This window comes from Pseudoalteromonas thalassia (assembly GCF_049257215.1).
Lineage (GTDB): Bacteria > Pseudomonadota > Gammaproteobacteria > Enterobacterales > Alteromonadaceae > Pseudoalteromonas > Pseudoalteromonas lipolytica_C.
On sequence record NZ_JBMMUE010000003.1, the window covers coordinates 1 to 16,972 of the forward strand.

At 41.8% G+C, this 16,972-nt stretch carries 14 protein-coding genes; 7 read left to right on the forward strand and 7 right to left on the reverse strand.

Going from position 1 to position 16,972, the window contains the following annotated elements; translation table 11 throughout:
• Nucleotides 1-135: 135 nt before the first annotated feature.
• From AAEU31_RS04700 to AAEU31_RS04720, 5 genes are all read right to left on the reverse strand, one after another.
• The gene (locus AAEU31_RS04700; protein WP_135926417.1) at nucleotides 136-459 is read right to left on the reverse strand and encodes a hypothetical protein; all 324 of its coding nucleotides are present in this window, start codon (nucleotides 457-459) and stop codon (nucleotides 136-138) included.
• An 88-nt stretch (nucleotides 460-547) separates the two neighbouring features.
• On the reverse strand, nucleotides 548-1,240 hold the full coding sequence (gene tsaB, locus AAEU31_RS04705) for a tRNA (adenosine(37)-N6)-threonylcarbamoyltransferase complex dimerization subunit type 1 TsaB (protein WP_421966610.1): 693 nt from the start codon (nucleotides 1,238-1,240) through the stop codon (nucleotides 548-550).
• A 10-nt stretch (nucleotides 1,241-1,250) separates the two neighbouring features.
• Nucleotides 1,251-3,167: a DNA repair helicase YoaA gene (yoaA, locus tag AAEU31_RS04710; protein ID WP_135926415.1), complete on the reverse strand. Its 1,917-nt coding sequence runs from the start codon at nucleotides 3,165-3,167 to the stop codon at nucleotides 1,251-1,253.
• 104 nt (nucleotides 3,168-3,271) lie between these two features.
• The gene (locus AAEU31_RS04715; RefSeq protein WP_421966611.1) at nucleotides 3,272-5,134 is read right to left on the reverse strand and encodes a M28 family metallopeptidase; all 1,863 of its coding nucleotides are present in this window, start codon (nucleotides 5,132-5,134) and stop codon (nucleotides 3,272-3,274) included.
• A 61-nt stretch (nucleotides 5,135-5,195) separates the two neighbouring features.
• Nucleotides 5,196-7,391, reverse strand: a complete 2,196-nt coding sequence (locus AAEU31_RS04720) for a M4 family metallopeptidase (RefSeq protein WP_421966612.1) — start codon at nucleotides 7,389-7,391, stop codon at nucleotides 5,196-5,198.
• Nucleotides 7,392-7,778: 387 nt separating this feature from the next.
• On the opposite strand from AAEU31_RS04720, the gene AAEU31_RS04725 reads away from it, so the two are divergent.
• Both AAEU31_RS04725 and AAEU31_RS04730 read left to right on the forward strand, forming a co-directional pair.
• The gene (locus tag AAEU31_RS04725; protein WP_135926412.1) at nucleotides 7,779-8,858 is read left to right on the forward strand and encodes a mechanosensitive ion channel family protein; all 1,080 of its coding nucleotides are present in this window, start codon (nucleotides 7,779-7,781) and stop codon (nucleotides 8,856-8,858) included.
• Between the two features lie 221 nt (nucleotides 8,859-9,079).
• The gene (locus tag AAEU31_RS04730) at nucleotides 9,080-10,363 is read left to right on the forward strand and encodes a cation:proton antiporter (protein WP_199527743.1); all 1,284 of its coding nucleotides are present in this window, start codon (nucleotides 9,080-9,082) and stop codon (nucleotides 10,361-10,363) included.
• A 25-nt stretch (nucleotides 10,364-10,388) separates the two neighbouring features.
• On the opposite strand, the gene AAEU31_RS04735 is transcribed toward AAEU31_RS04730, so the two are convergent.
• The gene (locus AAEU31_RS04735) at nucleotides 10,389-11,357 is read right to left on the reverse strand and encodes a sensor domain-containing diguanylate cyclase (RefSeq protein ID WP_421966613.1); all 969 of its coding nucleotides are present in this window, start codon (nucleotides 11,355-11,357) and stop codon (nucleotides 10,389-10,391) included.
• 83 nt (nucleotides 11,358-11,440) lie between these two features.
• Nucleotides 11,441-11,674 (reverse strand): hypothetical protein, encoded by a 234-nt coding sequence (locus tag AAEU31_RS04740; RefSeq protein ID WP_063529102.1) that lies wholly within the window; start codon nucleotides 11,672-11,674, stop codon nucleotides 11,441-11,443.
• A gap of 344 nt (nucleotides 11,675-12,018) precedes the next feature.
• Between AAEU31_RS04740 and hisG the strand changes: the two genes are divergently transcribed.
• Genes hisG through hisH form a run of 5 tightly spaced genes read left to right on the forward strand, consistent with a single transcriptional unit; the run spans nucleotide 12,019 to nucleotide 16,958 of the window.
• Nucleotides 12,019-12,918, forward strand: coding sequence for an ATP phosphoribosyltransferase (hisG, locus tag AAEU31_RS04745; protein ID WP_135926409.1), 900 nt, complete (start codon nucleotides 12,019-12,021; stop codon nucleotides 12,916-12,918).
• A 6-nt stretch (nucleotides 12,919-12,924) separates the two neighbouring features.
• Complete coding sequence (gene hisD, locus AAEU31_RS04750; RefSeq protein ID WP_421966614.1) at nucleotides 12,925-14,226, forward strand: histidinol dehydrogenase; 1,302 nt, start codon at nucleotides 12,925-12,927, stop codon at nucleotides 14,224-14,226.
• Entirely contained in the window at nucleotides 14,216-15,313 is a 1,098-nt protein-coding gene (gene hisC, locus AAEU31_RS04755) for a histidinol-phosphate transaminase (RefSeq protein ID WP_135926407.1), read from the forward strand. The genes hisD and hisC overlap by 11 nt, the downstream gene beginning before the upstream one ends.
• On the forward strand, nucleotides 15,310-16,371 hold the full coding sequence (hisB, locus tag AAEU31_RS04760) for a bifunctional histidinol-phosphatase/imidazoleglycerol-phosphate dehydratase HisB (protein ID WP_421966615.1): 1,062 nt from the start codon (nucleotides 15,310-15,312) through the stop codon (nucleotides 16,369-16,371). The genes hisC and hisB overlap by 4 nt, the downstream gene beginning before the upstream one ends.
• Nucleotides 16,368-16,958, forward strand: coding sequence for an imidazole glycerol phosphate synthase subunit HisH (gene hisH, locus AAEU31_RS04765; RefSeq protein ID WP_135926405.1), 591 nt, complete (start codon nucleotides 16,368-16,370; stop codon nucleotides 16,956-16,958). The genes hisB and hisH overlap by 4 nt, the downstream gene beginning before the upstream one ends.
• Nucleotides 16,959-16,972 lie beyond the last annotated feature (14 nt).

Consider the following 16,972-nt stretch of genomic DNA (forward strand, 5'->3'; position numbering starts at 1 on the left):
TTGAGGCAATAAAACCTCGTTGATAGCAAGGCAAAAATTTCGTTATTTAGTTGTTCTAAATCAGAAATTTTTAACGCAGATAGCGACAGGTTTAATCCCTCAAAATGATTAAGTATTATTGCGAATTGGTATTAACTAAGCATATACATCAACGCCAATAAGGCTTTGCACTTCGGCGCGGCGCTCTAAGTTAGCAAATTCGGTGTAGGTTGAAATTGCCCGGCTGATTTTTGGGTTGCTTGGTTTGTCATAAATTGTTTGCTGATAGTTTTGCGACTCAGCTTTAAACTCATCAGCAATAGCAACTGCTTGAGGGCTCGATTTAACATATTCGGTTGACGATTTTTGCTCAGCCGTTTGGTCTGATATCGCCTTAGGCTTATCAGTAACGGTATTTTTACGGCTATATTGACCGGGAATGTCACCGGTATAAAAGCCTGAGCCAATTGGTAAAGTCAAACTCGTAATTCCACATCAAACATGACTAAATTATGTGCCATAACTGACAAGCACGCAAGTCTCGTTATTCTCTCAGTTAATATCTCAGTTACTCTCGGCCTGGTAGCTTTTTCCAAGTCACTGTATCACGAACATATTTAGGCTGTGCATTGGCTGCTGTCACTGTTTCACCGTTAGCAAAAGCCGTTGCAACCGAGGCCAGCATGTATTTCGCATCAGGCAGTAAAATAGTTTCATTTAAACTTACATTTGCCGATTCTGAAACAAGCGAAGGATAGGTCTGCCAGCCAGTACCCACCGCAGTTGCTGCTGTTTCAGGTAGCGTTAGCAACTCAGGTTTAATAACTTGCTCTTCATCAACAAGTAGCATTAAGCCATTATCATCTGCTTTGTAGTGAGCGAAATAAATCTCACCCATACGCGCATCAATCGCAGAAAACACATCACTTGCTTGGTGTTGTTCAAATGCTTGCTGCGCCATCATCTGCAATGTTGATACGCCAACCAAAGGTAAACGTGCGGCGTAAGCTAAACCTTGAGCAATTGCAACACTGATTCGCACGCCCGTGAAGCTACCCGGTCCTTGACCAAAACCAATGACATCTAAGTCGGTTAATTTACATTGCGCCTTTGCGAGTAACTCATCAATTAAAGGCAAAATCTTTTGGCTGTGCTGCTGTGGGCACTCTTCAAAATGATGAAATGTTTGCCCTTGATAATGTAGCACCAGCGATAACGCTTCAGTTGATGCATCTAAGGCAAGAATATTGTGTTTAATCATCTAAGTTACTCTAATTGATCTGTTCTAAAAACGCGTTTGCCATTGCTAAATCGCGTGTGCGGCGCATGGGTGGCAAACTTTTTAAAAATACTTGGCCGTAATGGCGTGTTACTAAGCGATTATCGCAAATAACCAGCACACCTTTATCTTTACTATCGCGAATAAGTCGCCCTACCCCTTGCTTTAATGCAATCACCGCTTGGGGTAATTGAATATGCGCAAATGGGTCTTTACCTTGCAGCTGGCAATCTTGCATTTTTGCTTGCAATAAAGGGTCATCTGGTGCGGCAAACGGCAATTTGTCAATGATAACACAACTTAATGTGCTGCCTCTAACATCTACGCCTTCCCAAAATGAGGCTGTGCCGAGTAAAACGGCATTTCCGTGACGGGTAAACTTCTCAAGGATAATGCGTTTAGACATTTGCCCTTGCATATAAACCGGATAATCCATTTGTGTGGTTAAACCTTCAGCCACTAAGTGCATCATACGATAGCTAGTAAATAGCACAAAGCAGCGACCTTTTGCTGATTTTATCAACTCAAGGGTCAACTTAATAATAGCATGGGGCATATTATTCGCATGAGACTCAGGTAAGTAGCGCGGTAAGCAAAGTAGCGCTTGTTGTTGATAATCAAACGGACTTTCAACAATCATGCTTTGCGCTGGTTTTAAGCCAAGGCTGGCGTTAAAGTGCGCTAAGTCGTTATCGACCGATAAAGTGGCCGATGTAAACACAAAGCCAGCTCCCGTGTCTTTCATCATTTGTGCGAATTTAGCCGATACATTAAGCGGTGTAATGTTTACCGTTAGGTATCGGCGAGTGGTTTCGTACCAATAACTATAGCCCGTTTGTGCGGTATCAAATACCCGCTCTAACTGACCTTTAAAGGCCAGTGTACGCTCAAATGGATGCTCTATTTTTTCGCTACGGTCTAAGCATAACTTTAATACTTGGTATAAAAAGTCGAGGTCACTAATTACTCGGTGCAGTGCTGCACAAATCTCTTTATCAGCCAGCTTTTCACGCCAATCACCACGGCTACCATCAACCCCAAACTGCAAGCGTAAATCTGCTACGCTGGTTTCTAACTTGTTGAGGGTTTTACCTAATTGCAGCATATCCGGGATATCTGCACGGTATATTGCTCGTAAGTCATTAATTAAATCGACCAGCTTTTTAGTGCTAACACTTTCACCAAAATAGTCACTGGCAATTTCACTAAGCTGATGAGCCTCATCAAAAATATAGGCATCTGCGGTAGGCATTAATTCAGCAAAACCCGTGTCTTTCACGGCCATATCAGCAAAAAACAAATGATGGTTGATCACTACCACATCGGCTTCCATGGCGTTTAAGCGCGCTTTACGAATATAGCAATCTTGAAAATCGGGGCACTCTTTACCCAAACAGTTATCAGCAGTTGAGCTAACATAAGGCAGTACTTTGGCATCTTCTTCTATGCCTATACAATCTGCTAAATCGCCCGAACGGGTTTCACTTGCAAACTTTGCCACCATCGCGAGTTGATGCATTACATCAGGATCATCTGTTGGCACATGCGCAACATGCTGACTTAAACGATACGTACACAAATAATTCGCGCGGCCTTTTAAAAGGGCAACTTTTTTAGTGGCGCTCAGTGCTTTGACTAAATTGGGTAAGTCACGGTGAAATAACTGCTCTTGCAGTGCTTTTGAACCCGTTGAGATGATGGTTTTGCCTTTTGATTTTAACGCAGGCGCTAAGTAAGCATAGGTTTTACCCGTGCCTGTGCCCGCCTCAACCACTAATTGGTGACGTTTTTTTAAGGCATCATCAACTGCAACAGCCATGTCAATTTGTGGCTGCCGAGGAGTATATCCATCAAGAGAAAGTGCAAGAGGGCCCGTGGCACTGAAAAGTTGTTTGATAAACTTCGCCAATAGATTAAAAGTGATGGGCAGATTTTACGTAACTGACTTGCCAAGGGCAAGACTAAATGAGGAAGCAACGCTTCCTCATGGTTAAAAGTATGATTGCGTTTATATCATTGTCCTTGAATCGTTAATGTCACGCCTGATGCAGCTCTGTAACCTTGCAAATCTATGTACCAAGTACCACTTTGTGGGTTATCAAATTGACAACTTTCTTCGTTACCATTTTTGTAAGGTCGGCACAGATAATTTGAGCTTGTTGATGCTGAGCCATAGTTAACATACAAATCTGCATCGCCACTACCGCCAGTAATCGTCACCGTTAAATTACTAAGGCCTGCGGGTATTTGTTGAGTAAAACGCTGCCAACTACCGGTAGCCACACTCACGTTTGTCTCAGTTCGGTCAACGTTTTCGCTGCCACCTGAGGTGCTGTAGCTTCCCGTGAGTGACACATTCGAAATCTCATTCCACGCTTCGACCATGACATGATAGGTGCCAGTTTGAACTGACGACATCACACAACTTTCATTACTTGTAGAGGTAGTACTTTTACAGTCAAAGTCTTGTAAGGTCGGCTTACTGCCAAATTTAACGTATAAATCGGCATCACCGGAGCCGCCCTCAGTTACAAACTCAAGGTTACTGCTCATTGCAGGTACCTCGAGCGTAAAGAATAGCTGCTCTTTTGCTGCGCCAGCCAAACCCGTTTTAGCTACGCCATTTTCAAGCTGATTAGTCGGCTCAGTCACCACATCACCGGCATTTTTGGCCATTTCAGCAACATAACTCACTGCTAGTTTGGCAAATTTACTCGCGTGAGCCGCATCAAACTGGGCATCATTTGATGTGTGGATCAATGGGTTGATATCACTCATTGTTGATTCAAATGGCATTGAGGCGGCAAATCCTTGTTGATACCAAGAGGCATGATCTGAGCAGCCATACCCACATTGATCAAAGCCATAGCTCACTGTGGGTTGATAAGCATCGAGCAACTGCGATAGATACTGATTTTGCGATGAGTTTGTGTAGTCGGTCATCATCACAATATCTGTGCTGCTGCCGTTATTACCAGTCATATCAAACTGCACCATGCCTACAACATTCTTACCCTGTGCTTTATAACTTTGAGCAATATCTTTTGAGCCTCTAAGACCCACTTCTTCAGCAGCAAACCCCATAATTTGAATGGTTCGCTGAGGTTGGTAGTTATTTTCTACAATCGCTTTTAGGGTTTGTGTAAGCACCGCAATACCCGAGGCGTTATCATCTGCACCGGGAGCACGACCATTACTTGGATTTGACTGATTGATTGAGTCTAAATGACCACCAATAACGACGATTTCATCTGCTTTTTCTGCACCAGGAATAGTCACAATAACTGATGACTGCGAAAAGCTATGGTTAAAATATTCAACACTGATATCACTGCGACTACTGGCTATTTGTTGCCAATGGCTCTTTAACCAATCTGCTGCATCAACACCACTTTGCACTGCATAATAACGGTTATGAAAGTTCATCATACTATTAACCGTATCGCTTAGTTCACTAGTATTAATCGAAGATATTAATGCATTGACTGTCGCGGTATTATCAATGCTGTAGTTAACAAGGCTGGCATTCATCGCAATGTTCGATACCGCATTTAATTGCTGGGTATAAAGCTCTGCATCTGCTAATGAATCGTGTGCTACAAAACCACCACAGCGATGATAGTTATCGTGCATAAATTCACTTAATCCAGCGATATCCTGCTTGTTAACGCGCATAAAATTAACTTGATTTAAAGCTGATTTTTGCATCGCAAAATTGCTGTTTTGTTTACGTTTACTCACTGTATCTTGTTGAAAGTGCTCTGCAGCAAGGGCATCAATGGTGACCCAAATTGTTTCGTCTTGCGACGCATAACTTAATTGGCTTAGTGATAGTGTGGCAAAGCCCACTAGGCACTGTGTTAGGCGGGTTGTCATAATCAATCCTTTTATTATTTGTATTAATAAAAAAGGGAGCCGAAGCTCCCTAAAAGGGTGGCTAGTTAGCCGAAATGGTGAGTGTTACACCACTTGCAGCGCTGTAGCCGCGAAGGTCGATATACCAAGTACCCGCTTGTGGGTTTGTAAATGTGCAAGTTTCGCTATTGCCATTTTTATATGGGCGGCAATCATAGCTAGATGTTGTCGATTGCGAACCAAAGTTCACATACAAGTCAGCATCACCAGAGCCACCAGAAATAGTTACATCAAGTGACGAATAACCCGCATCTAGGTCTTGCGTGAAACGAGTCCAGCTATTTGTAGCAACACTTAAGTTAGACTCAGTGCGGTTAATCGGTGTTACACCACCACCGCTGCCAGAATCAAAACTACCTGTAAGTGATACACCTGAAATTTGATTCCACGCTTCTACCATTACGTAGTAAGTACCCGCTTGCACATTACTAATAGCACAGCTTTCTGTGCTGGTAGATGAAGTGCTTTTACAATCAAAGTTGCTCAGTGTTGGTTTTGCGCCATACATAACGTAAAGGTCTGCATCACCACCTCCACCAGTTGTATTGAATTGTAAATTCGTTGCACCTGCTGGCACTTCAAGAGTAAAGAACATTTGCTCTTTTGCTGCACCACTGATCCCTGTGCGTGCAACGCCATTGGTTAGTTCTTCATCACCGCCCGGAGGTGGCTCAGTCGTACCACAGCTACTACCCGCACTTAAGCTTGAAGTCACACCGACCGCTGCAAGTGCCGCTTGTACATCTGCTGGGTCATAACTTAAATCACAGGCCGCATCCATTACGCCGTTACCTGCTAAATCCCAGTTTGTGCTGGCTGTCCAGTAAAGTTGGTTAGCACGTGCCATAACAACGAACGCCTTTTGCGTATCCCAACCAGGTGTGGTTGCAAGGTTATAAAATGCCTTGTTGAATACACCTGAGCTGTAGTGCACATCCATGCCTGAGTAGTAACTGTTTTGATGATCAATGGAGCTGCCATCTTGGGTTGGGTTATTCATGTAACGTAATGCACCGTTACCTTTGAAAATTTCCTGACCTACTAACCAGTCGTTTGAGCCTTTCATGTAAAACTCAGCCGCTTCACCTGCCATATCAGAGAACGCTTCGTTCAAACCACCTGATTTACCAGAATAAATAAGCCCTGAATTTTGCTCAGTAAAACCATGGCTTACTTCATGCGCTGACACATCAAGACTTACCAGTGGATAAAACGTATTTTGACCATCACCAAAGGTCATAGCACTGCCATCCCAAAACGCATTTTCGTAGTTATTGCCGTAATGAACGCGCATTTTCAATTGGAAAGTTAATGGCGCAGTGCCTACCCAATCGTTATACATATTAAAAATAACGTTACCGAAATAATGCGCATCATTTAAAGGTGAGTACGCACCGTTAATTTCTTTAAAGGTATTTTCAGGGCATGTAAACGAATATGCTGTAGAACCACTCGTACTTCCATTTAAGTTAATGGTTTTTACGTTAGCGTTATTCATCGTACAAGTGTTGCCAGACTGGGTTACATCTAGGCTATCAAAGTCAGTACCGTAAATGTATTTACCGGTTTTTAAGTTACCACCTGGGCCTGTTGCACTAGCATGTTGTAAGTTATCGAAGCTGAATAAGACTTCACCGCTGTTGGCATCAATAATTTGATACGGACGAGATGGGTTATCACCATAAGTCACATAAGATACTTCATACACTAGGTGTGCAACGCTATCTTCATCTAGCCAAATAGCTAAACGTGATTGTTCATTATGCTTTTTTAACCCAGCTGATTTAATTGCAGCAGGTGAGTTAGCAAGACCTTTCGCCATTGCTTTTTTCTTGTTAAGAGCCGGAGAGACAGAATCGATGTCGGCGGCAATATCATATACCGCAGCACCATGTGCACGTTTTAATTGGCCATTACCATCAAATGTAAGGCTAACCGTATCGCCAATGACAGGTAGACCTTGATACATCTGTTGATAACGGCGAGTGGTGTTGCCGTTACTGGTTTTGATTTCTTTTAATACAACTAAATCATTCCCTGCACCTAAACCAACTAACTGATTAGGATTTGCACTCAATACCGATGACGCATTGGTTTGCAAAGCTTGGTTAATCCCTGTTTGTTCGTTTAGGTATTTCTTGTTCGCAGCTACTGCACCTGTTGCTTGAGTCAAAGCAAAAGCAGCAAGAGTTGCTAATGTGATTTTAGATAAATTCACGTTTACGCTCCGTTAGATTGTTATGTATTTAATATTTTCATAGTAACCGGACTGCACTGTTCCCGATTAGTGACCAGCCTAGATTGAATGGAGCGAAATTGAAAATGAAACAAAAAATTTACAAGTAAAGTATTAGCTCTAATTTAAAACACCTTAATTAACAACTAGATAAGGATTTTTAGGTTTATCAAATGTTAACGAGCACGGCTTAAATGTAAATTTATTGATACAAAAAGATAACATTTAATAAACATTTGTACCTTTTATTTATATTTATTTTGCTCACCTTACCATTTGTGATTCACCGCTAATAATTCAGCTATTAACCAAAAAGCCTAGGTACATAACTTGCAGCTATCGCAAGTATCTAGGGTTTAAGGACTAAGTATGATTACTGAACTAATACAAAATGAATGGCTAAATGAGCCTTGGCTGGTCGTCATTGGCGGCACTGTACTAGCCGCCATAACCCTGTTTTTATTAAAGTTTGTAATTATCTATTGCCTAAAAAAATGGACCCAACGAACTGATTTTGTGTTCGATACCTTGCTGGTTAACTCACTTTCTACGCCATTGACCTTGTGCACAATGATGGTGCTTGTGATCATTTTTGGTCAATTATTAAACATCACCGGCTTTATGGCCGAACACCCCTTACCCATTGCAGCCACCGCTAAAGCCATTTGTATTTTTGCCTTAGTGTTATTTTTAGACCATTTCTTATTTGGCACCGTTGATTATTACAGTGCCCGCTCAGTGGTTGTTTCGAATAGTCATAGCATCATTAAAGGGTTGATCCGCTGCGCAATAGTCTGTATTGGCTTATTGGTGTTATTGGGCACGTTGGGGATTTCAATCACTCCGATTATTGCCTCTTTGGGCATTACCTCACTTGCTGTTGCTTTGGCTTTGCAACCTACACTTGAAAACTTCTTTTCAGGCGTTCAGTTGGTGATTGATAAACCTATTCGGGTTGGCGATTTTATAGAACTTGAAAGTGGCGACCAAGGTTTTGTTGAAAAAATTGGTTGGCGCTCTACATGGGTAAAAATGTTGCCGAATAACATGATAGTCATCCCAAATAGTCAGCTGTCTAAATCACGCATCATTAATTACTTTTATCCCGAAAAAGAACTCAGCGTCCCCGTTGAGGTGGGTGTTCATTATGGCTCAGATCTTGAAAAAGTTGAGCAAGTGACTTTGGATGTTGCCAGACAGATTTTAAAAAGTCATCAATGGGGTGTTGATGACTACGATACTTTTGTGGTGTTTCATACCTTTGATCAATCAAGTATTAACTTTACGGTGATGCTAAGAGCAAAAGAGTACTTCAACCGATTTTGGGTTAAATCAGCGTTTATAAAAGCACTCCATAAACGTTACGCCGAAGAAGGCATTGTGATTCCTTATCCAATCAGGGCTATAAATACCAGTCAAGAATCTGCCCAGTTCAACAAATTGACCTAACTAAACTTATCAATGCTACATATTTTGCAGGGCTTTTTATGTCTCTTTTTAGACATTTTTAACAGCAATTATACATATGCAATCAGCATCAAGTATTTTTACTCTAAAAAGTCATAAAAATCGCATAAACACTGTGACATACCTATATTAGAGGCGTACTATATGCGGCCAGAAAGTGACAGCTTTCTGCGTCTTGTTATAAAAATATTTAAGGTCAAACAATGAATGCTTGGTACCTCATTTGTTTTCTTTCAGCATTAGCTATTTTTATTGCTTTTGCTAATCAATATATCCTCAAAATGCAAACCACGATTGCTATAACAACTGGCTCTGTTGTTATTTCTTTGCTACTTATTCTTGCCGTTAAAATGCTTGGTGATACAACGGCCCTCGAAATAACTCAGATTGTTTCTAGTATCAACTTTAATCAGTTGCTATTAAAAGGCATGCTTGGGTTTTTGCTATTCGCAGGGGCATTGGAAATCAACTTGGCAGCCCTTCGTAAACAACGATGGGAGATAACTGCATTAGTGCTATTTTCAACCATAACCTCCACGGTCATAGTCGGTTATTTAAGTTATTACTTATTTGCCTTTGTTGGCTGGCCAGTGCCGTTTATTTATTGCTTGCTATTTGGAGCATTAATAAGCCCAACCGATCCGATTGCCGTGTTAGCCATTATTAAACAAATGCGAGCCCCAGAAGGAATTTCTGTGCAAGTTGAAGGTGAGTCTTTGTTTAATGATGGTATTGGCTTAGTCATATTCACCACCATATTTTCAGTGGCCTTTTATGGCACCGAAGCCACTTTTGCTGATGTTGCTGAACTGTTCTTAGTGGATGCCATTGGCGGTATTGTGTTTGGGTTAGTCATTGCATTGGTTGGGCACTTTTTGATCATCAATAGCCGCGATGTGAATATTCGGTTACTTCTAACTTTGACCATCCCAACCGCTGGTTTTGCTGCGGCAAATATATGGGAAATATCGGGCGCACTTGCCATGGTTACCAGTGGTATTTTGCTTGGCAATATTACCCGCTCAAAGGCAACAGAGCGCACAGGGCCTGAAGATACCCGTTATGTAAAAGACTTTTGGCATGCCACCGATAGTTTTTTAAACGCCTTGCTGTTTTTGATCATCGGTATGCTCATCGTGACTATGCCTATTACCTTTGAAGAAATCGGTTTAGGTCTACTCATGGTACCTGTGGTGTTGCTAGCGCGATTTATAAGTGTAGGTGCGCCATTTGTATTCTTTAAAAAGTATCGTCAATACGATAAACACTCGGTAAAAATCTTAACTTGGGGCGGCCTGCGTGGTGGATTAGCACTAGCAATGGCTGCAGCTATACCTCGTGATCAAGTGATGATTGCAGGGTCTGACTTGCATGACCTAATAGTAATAGTGACTTATGTAGTTGTGATTTTTTCGATTATTGTACAAGGCTTAACAATCTCACCATTGATCCAAAGCAGTATTCAATCTGCTAAAACGCAACAGTGAGTATGCCATTAGTCATTAAAAAGGCTCATAATTGAGCCTTTTTTTGTACCTTTGCGTTATACATTCTACTATCAGCAATAGCTAATAGCTTTGCAAGTGAACAGGGTTGCTGGCCCGAAAAATCAGCAATTCCATAAGAAAAACTCAATATGCTTTGACCTGTAAAGCTCGAAGGTAAATTACAAAATGACTGCAGTAGACGTTGCATGATTGTTTCGCATTCTGAGGTGTTTAAATCAGTGAACAGAATCACGAACTCATCCCCACTCAAACGTGCATATAAGTCTGCTTTTCGGCAGTATTCTTTCAGTAATGATGCAAATTCTTTCAGAACTCTATCACCAGCAGAATGCCCAAAGTTATCATTAATGTATTTGAAGTTATCTAAATCTATAAATACCAATTTGGCATTTAATTGCTGCCTAATACACAAATCTAAATAATGCTCAGCAGTGCTTGTAAAACCTCGACGATTAGGGAGCAAGGTCAATTCGTCCATTGTAGCAAGTTGCAATATGGCAAATTCACGCTCAATAATTGCAGCAAAATCTTTCAGCGCTTGAAGATTTTTATTACTCAATGTGCGTGGTTTATAGTCAATAATACACAGTGTTCCAATACAATTACCTGATTTAAGGATTATTGGGCATCCCGCATAAAAGCGAATATGTGGCTCTCCAACTACTAGCGGATTATCTGCAAACCTTTTGTCTTTCAACGCATCATTAATCACAAAAGGTTCGTCTTGTAGGATTGCATGGCCACAAAAAGAGATATCTCGGGCAGTTTCAGTGACATTTAAACCAACACAAGACTTAAACCACTGACGTTGCTCATCAACTAAACTTATGATGCAAATTGGCACTGAAAAGAATTGCTGAGCAAGGCGTGTGATTCTGTCGAAAACAGGTTCACTTTGCGTATCTAATATTTCAAGCGAACGCAATTCGTCAAGGCGAGCTTGCTCATTCAATGGCACTGCGGGTTTATCCATTAATCTGCCCTGTAAAATATAAATGAACTTACTTAAACGTTAGCAGAAATTGCGCTACTGTTGCAGAAAAATTTGGCTTTCGTTTAAGCCCAGGTATCTAGGTGCTTATTACCCTCTTCATCTTCTTCAATAGCATTTTTACTGTTTTTATCGCCATTTTCAGCAGCTTTTTTACGTCGTTCAATTTCACGTTTTTGCCGTTTTTCGAGCTCAATTCGCTGCACGTTCGCGTCTTTTACGCCCGCAATATGAAACGCACCTTTACTCTCCAACTGTAAGCGCGTTATGCGACCTAAAAAGGGGATCATGATATCCATTTGTACCTCCTATCACTCCATTTATTATCGGCAGTTATAGCATATACTTTAATTTAGAAAAAAAATGCTTGCCAAAGATTAGCAAAGCATGTTTATCTATATACGTAAATTATTTAAACAGATATACGCACTGGTTTACACAAACGAGTGCAATACAGGAAAAATTATGCGTTTCAATCTGACAACTATCCATCATCACCATCATTCACCGGAATAGCCTGTCAGGTTTTTCGCTGAGAGGTTATTCCTAAAAGGAACCTCTGGCGAGCAATCAACCAAATTATTTATTTTCGCCCTGAGGTTCCCTCGGGGTTTTTAGTTTTTGAATTAAAGGAAAATAAATAATGAGCAATACCAACCGTTTACGAATCGCCATCCAAAAAGGTGGCCGCTTATCAAAAGACTGCCAAGAATTACTTAAGCAATTAGGCGTTAAATTAAACCTTCGTGAACAACGTTTAATCGCACACTCTACCAACATGCCAATTGATGTACTTCGTGTACGCGATGACGATATTCCGGGCCTAGTAATGGACGGTGTGTGTGACCTAGGTATCGTTGGCGAAAACGTACTTGTTGAAGTACAAGCCGAACGCGAACGCCAAGGCGCAGCATTCGAAGTAAATAAACTTTCTAAACTTGATTTCGGTTACTGCCGCCTAGCACTTGCATGGCCACAAGAACTTGGCCCGCAAGATAAAAGCTGGTTTGAAGGTAAACGCATTGCCACTACCTACCCAGAAATCTTGAGCCAGTACCTAAAACGCGAAGGCATTAACGCAAGCACGGTAATGTTAACGGGTTCTGTTGAAGTAGCCCCGCGTGCAGGTTTAGCTGATGCAATCTGTGATTTAGTGTCTACTGGTGCAACATTAGAAGCAAACGGCCTAATGCAAGGCGAGACCATCTTAGAATCAAACGCATGTTTAATTCAAAACAAAGACCTTAAAGACCAAAGCAAACTTGATTTAATCAATACGCTAATGCCGCGTCTACGTGGTGTTCGTCAAGCTAAAGAAAGTAAATACATTATGTTACACGCACCAAAAGCAAAGCTTGATGAAGTGTGCGACTTACTACCAGGTACTGGCCAGCCAACATTGTTAGCACTTGCTGGTAGCGACGATTACGTAGCACTGCACATGGTTAGCAGCGAAACTCTATTTTGGGAAACAATGGAACAGTTAAAAGCACTGGGTGCCAACTCAATCCTTGTTATGCCAATTGAAAAAATGATGGAGTAATAATCCATGTTTCGCTGGAATGAGGAAAATCAACAAGCACAGCAGGCGGTACTCACCCGCCCTGCTGTTACTGCAAGTAAAGAGGTCGAAGCAATTTGCATCGACATCTTAAATGCAGTTAAAACCGAAGGTGACGCTGCGTTGTTAAAGATGGCTAAAGAGTTTGATAAGCGCGAGACACCACGTTTATTAGTGCCAGTTGAAGAAATTAATCAAGCTGAGCAGTTATTATCAAACGAGTTAAAAGCCGCCATCGAAACGGCCTACGCCAATGTAAAACGTTTTCACCAAGCACAATTACCTAAAGACATTAAGTTAACAACGCAACCTGGTGTGTTATGTGAACTTAAATATCAAGCCATTGAAGCGGTAGGTATTTACGTGCCAGGTGGCAGTGCGCCATTGCCATCATCAGTGATCATGCAAGGAGTGCTTGCACAATTAAGCGGTGCACAAACTGTTGTGCTTACTACACCTGTAAAAGCCGATGAAACCATCAACCCTGCCATTTTATATGCAGCAAAACTATGTGGTATTAAAACCATTGTAGAAAGTGGTGGCGCCGGAGCGATTGCAGCAATGGCATACGGCACAGAGTCAGTGCCTAAAGTGAACAAGATTTTTGGCCCGGGAAATAGCTTTGTCACCATGGCAAAACAACTTGTTGCGCAAACCATTCCGGGCATGGCGATTGATATGCCAGCGGGCCCTTCTGAAGTGTTAGTGATTGCAGATGAGCGAGCAAACCCAGAGTTTATTGCGGCAGATTTATTATCGCAAGCAGAGCACGGTGCCGATTCGCAAGTTATTTTACTGTGTAACAGCGAACGTATTATTGAAAAAACACAGCAAGCTTTAACTGAGCAGCTAGAAAAATTAAGTCGTAAAGACACTGCCGAGCAAGCGCTTTCAAACTCAAGCTTGATATTAGTGGACTCGGTTGAGCAAGCCTTTGCGGTGTCTGCTCAATATGGTCCTGAGCACCTTATTTTACAACTTGCTGATGCGCAGCCTTATTTAAACTTAGTGAAAAATGCTGGCTCAGTATTTGTAGGCGATTACACCCCAGAGTCTGCCGGTGATTATGCGTCTGGCACGAATCACGTACTACCAACGTATGGTTACAGTGCGACCTATTCGAGCTTAAACTTACTGGACTTCTTTAGAACTTACACAGTACAAACCATCAGCAAAAATGGTTTACGTGAATTATCTAAAGCAATTTTACCTTTGGCCGCAGCAGAGGGGCTTGATGCTCACGCTAATGCTGTTTCAATTCGTCTTGAGGCTATGAACAATGAGCGATAATTCAAAAATAACAACGCTGTTGCCAGATAACATTGCAGCGCTTACAGCCTATAGTTCAGCGAAAAGTGAAAAACTAACAGGTACAACGTGGTTAAATGCCAACGAAAGCCCGTATTCACGTACGCCAAATATCAATTTAGCTGATTTAAACCGCTACCCAGATCCGCAGCCTCAGCAAGTGATCAATCGTTACGCTTGCTATGCTAATTTAGAGCCAGAGCAAGTACTGATGACCCGCGGTGCTGATGAGGGTATTGAACTATTAGTACGTACTTTTTGTAGCCCAGCTAAAGATAGCATTGCACTCTTTTTGCCAACTTACGGCATGTACAAAGTAACAGCTGATACCCACAACATTGCGATTAACGGTTTAACTCAAGAGCTGTTATTAAAAGGCACAGTTGATGAGATTGTCACTGCAGTTGCTGATTCAAAGTTGGTGTTTATTTGTAATCCAAATAACCCAACCGGCAGCATGACAAGCCTAGACAAAATCAGAAAAATCACCCAACAACTTGCGGGTAAAGCGATTGTGGTGGTGGATGAAGCTTATATAGAATTTTGCCCTGAACAAACAGCAGCAAGCCTGATCAACGAGTTTAGTAACCTTGTGGTACTAAGAACCTTATCAAAAGCATTTGCACTTGCGGGTTTAAGAACTGGATTCACTTTAGCCAACAGCGAGCTACTTGCGCCTATTCGTAAAGTGATTGCGCCTTATCCTGTATCAACGGTGGTTGCTAGCATTGCAGCAGATGCATTAAGTAGTGACAACATCGCTTCAATGCGCCGTCAGGTGACTATTCTAAATAGTTTAAAAGGCAAACTGAAAAGCTGGCTTGAGCAATCACCTGCCGTTATCAAAGTCCTGAGCGGTGAAGGTAACTTTGTCACCTTAAAATTAAAAGACAAACAATCATTTAATATCGCATTAGAGCAAGGGCTTGTGATGCGTGCCTTCACCTTATATGGCGAAAATGATTGGTTACGAATTTCTATCGGTAACGAGCAAGAACTAGAACAAGTAAAAATTTGGTTAGATGGCTTATCACTGACCAGCAATACAGTAGAACAGGAATTATCATGAGCAACCCGTATTTATTTATTGACCGCGATGGCACGATTATCGAAGAGCCTATCACCGACAAACAGGTTGATAGCCTAGAAAAATTAGTGTTTTTGCCAAATGTGATCCCTGCTCTGTTACAACTTCAAGCGGCAGGTTACCGCCTTGTAATGGTTTCAAACCAAGATGGTTTAGGCACTGATAGCTTCCCGATAGCTGATTTTGATATTGCTCAAGACAAGATGATGGATATCTTAAATAGCCAAGGAATTAAATTTGATGAAGTTCTGATTTGCCCTCACTTTGATGAGCAAAATTGTGAATGCCGTAAACCAAAAACCGGCTTACTTACAGAGCTTATGCGGTCAGGTAAAGTCGATTTAGCACGCTCATTTGTGATTGGCGACCGCCAAACAGATATTGGACTTGCCAATAACTTATGTTGTGAAGGTATTTTGTATGAAGGCAGCTGGGATGCCATTGTCACTAAACTGACAACCGCGAACCGTGAAGGCCGTGTCACTCGCAACACCAAAGAAACGCAAATCGATGTGCAAATTAATTTAGACCAAACAAAAAATGGCGAAATTAGCACTGGTCTTGGCTTTTTCGATCACATGCTTGACCAAATTCGCACTCACGCCAATATCGGACTTAATATTCAAGCCACTGGCGACTTACACATTGACGAGCATCACCTTGTTGAAGATATCGGTATTGCGCTTGGCCTAGCCCTTAAACAAGCCCTAGGTACAAAAACGCAAATTGGTCGCTATGGTTTTGCATTACCTATGGATGAATGTAAAGCAGAAGCGCAAATTGACTTATCGGGCCGTGCCTCGTTTGTATTAAATGCCGATTTTAGCCGTGAAAAAGTGGGCGACTTAGATGTACAAATGGTTGAGCACTTCTTTAAAAGCTTAAGTGATAATGCCGCCATGAGCCTAATTCTATCGGTTAGCGACGGTAACTGTCACCACCAAGTTGAAGGCCTATTTAAAGCGTTTGCAAGAGCACTTCGTGCTGCGATTGCAAAAGATGCTTCGCAACAAACTGCCAGCTCTAAGGGGTGTTTATGATTGCCATAATTAATACCGGTTGTGCCAACATTAACTCTGTTCGCTTTGCCTTTGAACGCTTAGGTGAAAAGCCAGAGGTGATCACCTCACCTGAACAACTAAAAGGCTTTGAACGTGCGATTTTACCTGGTGTAGGCCATGCTTCCGTTGCAATGAAGCGTCTAAAAGACGGTGGTTGGCAGCAAGCAATTGATGAATATCAACGCCCGCTGATGGGAATTTGTTTAGGCATGCAATTACTTTGTGATAGCACAGAAGAAGGCAATGTCGATTGCCTTGGCAAAATTCCGGGTGTTGTTAAGCACTTAGATGTGGGTACATTAACTTCTCCACACATGGGGTGGAACGACTTAAGCGTACTAAAAGAGCATGCCCTTACCAAAGGGTTATCGGCGCAGGATCAAGTGTACTTTGTGCATAGCTTTGCTCACACAGTGAACGATGCCACCCTAGTAAGCGGTGAATACGGGCAAGCTTTTTCAGCAATTGTTGCCAAAGATAACTACGCAGGCATGCAGTTCCACCCAGAACGAAGCGCCAAAGTAGGCACACGACTTTTACAAAACTTTTTAGATTGGCAGCTGTAAGCGCAGCAAAAAAT

What these genes read in the sequence shown, in the direction of transcription:
- AAEU31_RS04725 (WP_135926412.1), top strand. Translation starts at nt 7,779, where the DNA reads ATGATTACTGAACTAATACAAAATGAATGGCTAAATGAGCCTTGGCTG.
- AAEU31_RS04715 (WP_421966611.1), bottom strand. Translation starts at nt 5,134, where the DNA reads ATGACAACCCGCCTAACACAGTGCCTAGTGGGCTTTGCCACACTATCA.
- hisH (WP_135926405.1), top strand. Translation starts at nt 16,368, where the DNA reads ATGATTGCCATAATTAATACCGGTTGTGCCAACATTAACTCTGTTCGC.
- AAEU31_RS04740 (WP_063529102.1), bottom strand. Translation starts at nt 11,674, where the DNA reads ATGGATATCATGATCCCCTTTTTAGGTCGCATAACGCGCTTACAGTTG.
- tsaB (WP_421966610.1), bottom strand. Translation starts at nt 1,240, where the DNA reads ATGATTAAACACAATATTCTTGCCTTAGATGCATCAACTGAAGCGTTA.
- hisC (WP_135926407.1), top strand. Translation starts at nt 14,216, where the DNA reads ATGAGCGATAATTCAAAAATAACAACGCTGTTGCCAGATAACATTGCA.
- hisG (WP_135926409.1), top strand. Translation starts at nt 12,019, where the DNA reads ATGAGCAATACCAACCGTTTACGAATCGCCATCCAAAAAGGTGGCCGC.
- hisB (WP_421966615.1), top strand. Translation starts at nt 15,310, where the DNA reads ATGAGCAACCCGTATTTATTTATTGACCGCGATGGCACGATTATCGAA.
- AAEU31_RS04735 (WP_421966613.1), bottom strand. Translation starts at nt 11,357, where the DNA reads ATGGATAAACCCGCAGTGCCATTGAATGAGCAAGCTCGCCTTGACGAA.
- hisD (WP_421966614.1), top strand. Translation starts at nt 12,925, where the DNA reads ATGTTTCGCTGGAATGAGGAAAATCAACAAGCACAGCAGGCGGTACTC.
- AAEU31_RS04730 (WP_199527743.1), top strand. Translation starts at nt 9,080, where the DNA reads ATGAATGCTTGGTACCTCATTTGTTTTCTTTCAGCATTAGCTATTTTT.